This window comes from Albidovulum sp. (genome assembly GCF_049646345.1).
Lineage (GTDB): Bacteria > Pseudomonadota > Alphaproteobacteria > Rhodobacterales > Rhodobacteraceae > Albidovulum.
In genome coordinates this window covers 1-4,356 of sequence record NZ_JBARVQ010000403.1, presented here as the reverse complement: position 1 = coordinate 4,356, position 4,356 = coordinate 1, and the positions used below count along the sequence as shown (strand labels likewise).

The 4,356-nt window shown below is 61.3% G+C and carries 5 protein-coding genes; 1 reads left to right on the top strand and 4 read right to left on the bottom strand.

The genetic code is table 11. The features are described from left to right. A partial coding sequence (locus WBB85_RS09850; RefSeq protein WP_432638444.1) for a trimethylamine methyltransferase family protein occupies positions 1–646 on the bottom strand: 646 nt, incomplete at its 3' end. Positions 647–1,037: 391 nt separating this feature from the next. Beyond that, positions 1,038–1,601 carry an elongation factor P gene (gene efp, locus WBB85_RS09845; protein ID WP_432638443.1) on the bottom strand — a complete coding sequence of 188 codons (564 nt, stop codon included), beginning with the start codon at positions 1,599–1,601 and terminating at the stop codon, positions 1,038–1,040. Between the two features lie 218 nt (positions 1,602–1,819). Between efp and WBB85_RS09840 the strand changes: the two genes are divergently transcribed. Next, the gene (locus WBB85_RS09840; protein WP_263741044.1) at positions 1,820–2,140 is read left to right on the top strand and encodes a DUF6280 family protein; all 321 of its coding nucleotides are present in this window, start codon (positions 1,820–1,822) and stop codon (positions 2,138–2,140) included. 146 nt (positions 2,141–2,286) lie between these two features. Here WBB85_RS09840 and WBB85_RS09835 read toward each other — a convergent pair whose 3' ends face one another. Next, positions 2,287–3,270 (bottom strand): hypothetical protein, encoded by a 984-nt coding sequence (locus tag WBB85_RS09835; RefSeq protein WP_432638442.1) that lies wholly within the window; start codon positions 3,268–3,270, stop codon positions 2,287–2,289. 70 nt (positions 3,271–3,340) lie between these two features. Beyond that, a partial coding sequence (locus WBB85_RS09830; protein ID WP_432638441.1) for a TolC family protein occupies positions 3,341–4,356 on the bottom strand: 1,016 nt, incomplete at its 5' end.

Genomic DNA, 4,356 nt, shown 5'->3' with positions numbered 1-4,356 from the left:
GCGCCATGTCGATGCTGTCTTCGCTCCGCTCCTCGGCCGTGACCGAACCGAGGAAAGGCCGGTCGGAATAGCGCAGATGCGAATAGACCATGTCGAGATGGCGCTTGTTCACCGGCACATCGGTCGGTTCGCAGATCGTGCCGCCGGAATGGTGGAACCAGGGCGAGGATTGCGCCAGCTTGATGAAATTCTCGAAATCCTGAATCGTGCCGAAGCGGCGGCCGCGGTCGAGATCCATCACGAAGGGAGAGCCATAGGCGGGGGCGAAGACGACGTTTCTGCCGCCGATCCGGGCGGAGTTCTCCGGGTTGCGGGCGTGTTGGGTGAATTCCGAGGGCGCGGATTTCAGGATCTCGCGCAGCATGCCGGGTTCGAATTTCACCAGCGTGTTGTCGACCTTGGCTCCGGCCTGTTTCCAGTAGGCCAGCACCTCATCATCGTCGCGAAACTCGATCCCGGTCTCGGCAAGGATACGGTCGGCCGCCGCCTCGATCTTTTCAAGGTTTTCTTCCGAGAGGACATCGTAGGTCGGAATGTTCCGTACGATATAGGGCCGCCCGAGACCTGTCGCCTTGTGCGACCGCTCGCGCCGCCGCGCCTCGCGTCCGCCATGTCTTACCCTTGCGGTTACGTCCTGACCCGTCATCTTCGTCTCCCCAAATTCCGCGCGTCTCCCACAATACTAGGGGCAGGGTGACATTCGGGGAAAGTAGCCATGGCGACATTCGCCGGGGGCGAAATGTCGTTTTGCATCCCGGTTCGGTCGGTTCCCTCCGGGCCGGGCTGGCCGAACTGTTTGGTCGTTTCGTGCAGCTGTGCTGATCGGGGTACAAGCCTTTGCGGTCGTTGACAGCCGGGCCGCGCCCACCCAGGCGTGGTCGGAAGCTATCCCGGCTGCGCGCGCCTATAGCGTTTCGGGCATTGGTGCATCTTTAGAGCGGCAGCTCTGCCCTGGAAGTCGCCCACCACAAATCCGACATGACACAAAAACACCGCCGGCACAGGGCCGGCGGTCTGTCTGTCAACATGAGCCCGGATCAGGCGCGTTCTGAATATTCCATGAGTTCGGTGTGGACGATGATGTCCTCGTCCTGACCGACGAAGGGCGGCACCATGATGCGCACGCCATTATCGAGGATCGCTGGTTTGTAGCTGTTGGCGGCGGTCTGACCCTTCACCACCGGCTCGGTCTCCACCACCTTGCAGACTACCTTCTGCGGCAGTTGCATCGACAGCGCCTCTTCGCCGTAATATTCGATCGTCGCGACCATGCCGTCCTGCAGGAACGGACGGCGGTCACCGAGCAGATCGGCGGGCAGTTCGATCTGTTCGAAGGTCTCGTTGTCCATGAAAACCAGCATGCCGTCGTTTTCATAGAGGAACTGCTGGTCCTTCTGGTCCAGACGTACACGTTCCACCTTGTCTTCCGACCGGAAGCGTTCGTTCAGCTTGCGCCCGTCGCGCAGATTCTTCAGTTCCACCTGGGCAAAAGCGCCGCCCTTGCCGGGTTTGACGTGGTTGACCTTCACGGCGGCCCAGAGGCCTCCGTCATGCTCCAGCACATTGCCGGGGCGGATTTCATTGCCGTTGATCTTGGGCATCTGACCGAACCTTATCGGAAGGTTGAAAGGAATTGGTCGGCACCTATATATGCCGGGCAGGTTCGTGGCAAGCTAACTAGATAAAGTGTGTCTTTTGCCGAAGCTATGCTCTATACGCATGGCAGTTATTCGAAAAGGGGAATACCGAATCAGCAGCGTTTTGCCATAGACAGCAGGACGCCGGAAAACGCAAGAGCAATAAGAACGGAAACTGGAAGATGCGCGATTTCGTGGACGGCACCGCATTCAACTACGAGCAAGGCCAGAGGTCGCGTAAACTCTTCGCGGCTGTGGTTCTTGCAGCACTGGATGATGCGATTGCCGACGACAAGAAGTATGGCAACGGGCCTGAGCAGATCGCTCGCTGGGCGCGGTCACGCGATGGCCGTGAGGTGTTGTCCTGTGCCGGGATCGATCCGAACGAGCGGGTCGTGAAGGGACTTATGGAATTTGTGGGCAAGGGTGTTCGTACCTCTGTTGCGCTGTCGCGCGAGGAAAGCGAACGCCGCCACGCTGCCGAAGAGGCTGAAGCCGCCTGAATTCGGGCGTAAGCGCGCTATATGAAACCGCGCCCCAACGGGGCGCGTTTTTTATTGCCAATTGCCAGGATCGGTGGCCGTGACGGCGCGAAAGCGTTTCACGCGAAATCGGGATCACTGGTTTTGTGCGAAACGCACACAACACTTTATTCGAAGTCGCGGCTTTCCAATGCGCGGTTGATCTCGCGACGGACGAGCATGCGCACGCTGCGGGTGATGCGCTCTCCGAGCGGTCCCTGCAATTCCTGCCTGACGATATCGGCAACGATCTCGCGCAGGATCTGGGCGTCGGCTTCTGCCTCGATATCGATGGTCTTCGCGGCATGGGTTTGTTCGCCCAGCGGCACGGGGCCGTCTGGTGTGGCACTGTCTTCCCGTTCGGGCGCGTCGGTCCGCGCCCAAGGTGCACCACCGCTCCGAGCAAGGTCGCCAGCGCCGAGGTTCAATCTGCGTGCCGCAAAGGCCGCCCCGGCTGCTGCTGCGGTTTCAGCGGCGATCAGAGCGTCAAGCTGCGCCGGTGAGGGCATATCGACGGCAGCGGGGGTGTCACTGGTATCGGGATCCGGTTGAGAATCATCCGCCTTGGATGCGGGATCGGATATGCTATCATCCGACGCCATCTCATTTTCCGTATCGTCCGGATCCTCGGTTGATTCCGGCGCGGGGTCGGCGTCGAGCGTATCGTCGCCTTCATCCACCTGACCGGAGGTGACCGGTTGGGACAGGGCGCTGTCCTGTTCTTCTTCGGCGGCCACATCGACCGCGAAACTGTGTTCGAATGCCCGCTCCAGATCGGGATCTGCATCTGCGGTGTCGGCTTTCTGAACCTCGCTCCCGTCCGGTTCAAAATCCCCGCCTGCGCTGGCGACTGCGGCTTCCAGCTCGGCGATGGTCTCTTCCAGCGATGCGCCATCCGCGACCTTAGCTGCATCGCCTTCCGCCGCAGCCTCACCATCCTGAACCCGATGCGCCGGGGTCAGGACCAGTTTTCCCGGCTGATCATCCTCGGATGGGGAGGTGTTCGGTTGCTCTGTTTTCAGTGCGGCCTGTGGGGACTTGTCCTCCGACACAAGTCGGCGGATCGATGATAGTACATCCTGGATTTCCATGTTCGACGACCGGTCAGACATGCCGTTTCCTCATCCTCGCGTATCAGGCAGTCTAGGCTGCAGAAAGCCTGCGGACAACCTTCGAGAAAGTTCAGTTCTTACCGATCGCCTTGAGCACCCGATCAAGGTTTTCGCCCTGAACCGAGGTGACCGGTGCGTCTTTGACAGCGTTATAGTACGCTTCCGGATCGTAGATCGGAACCCCAAGGTTCAGATAGTCCGCCGTCAACAGCCCCATGGACGACATGAGCGCATATATCGCGACCTGCAGATTGGCCTCGGCGGTGATGCGGCTTGCTCGGGCGTCAAGCAGGGCCTGTTCGGCATCAAGTACGTCAAGCGTCGTCCTGGCGCCCAGCTTGGCCTCTTCCTGCACGCCTTCATAGGCGATGGTCGCCGCCGTGATCTGGCGTTCCGTGGCGACGATCTGGGCGCGGGATACTTCGATATCGGCCCAGGTCCGGCCGACATTCTGACCGACGATGACGCTGGATTGCAGAAGCGAGGAACGGGCAGAATCGCGGTTTGCGATGGCCTTGCGATGCAGCGCAGACAGCGCCCCGCCGGAATAGATCGTCTGACGCATCTGCAACCCGAGCGTCGAGGTGTTGGGGCCGTTTTCCTGGATGCTGAAATTCGCGGTGCCGTTGAGCGTCGGCATGCGTTCGGCGGCCGCACGGGCGATGCCAAGGTCGGCCGCTGTGGCCTGATGCTGGGCCTGACGGATCTGCGGATGGGATCGCTGGGCGATCGACCGGGCGGCATCGAGCGATGCAGGCAGCGCGGGCGGCGTCGGGGCGCCGGCAAGCGCGGCAGGGTAACGTCCGGTCGCGGCCTTGTAGGCCTCGCGCGCGGCGGACAGCTGTCCCTGTGCTGCGGCGAGCGAGGCGCGGGCCGCGGCGAGCCGTGCTTCGGCCTGGGCCACGTCGGTGCGCGTGACCTCACCGACATCGAACTGATCCTGCGTTGCCCGCAGCGTTTCGTCGAGGACACGGACCGAGTTTTCATTGATCGCCACGTTTTCCAGCGCGCTGCGCACGCCGAAATAGGCCGATACCGCCGAGAAAAGCACCTCTTGTTCGATGCTGACCAGCGCCTGACGGGTTG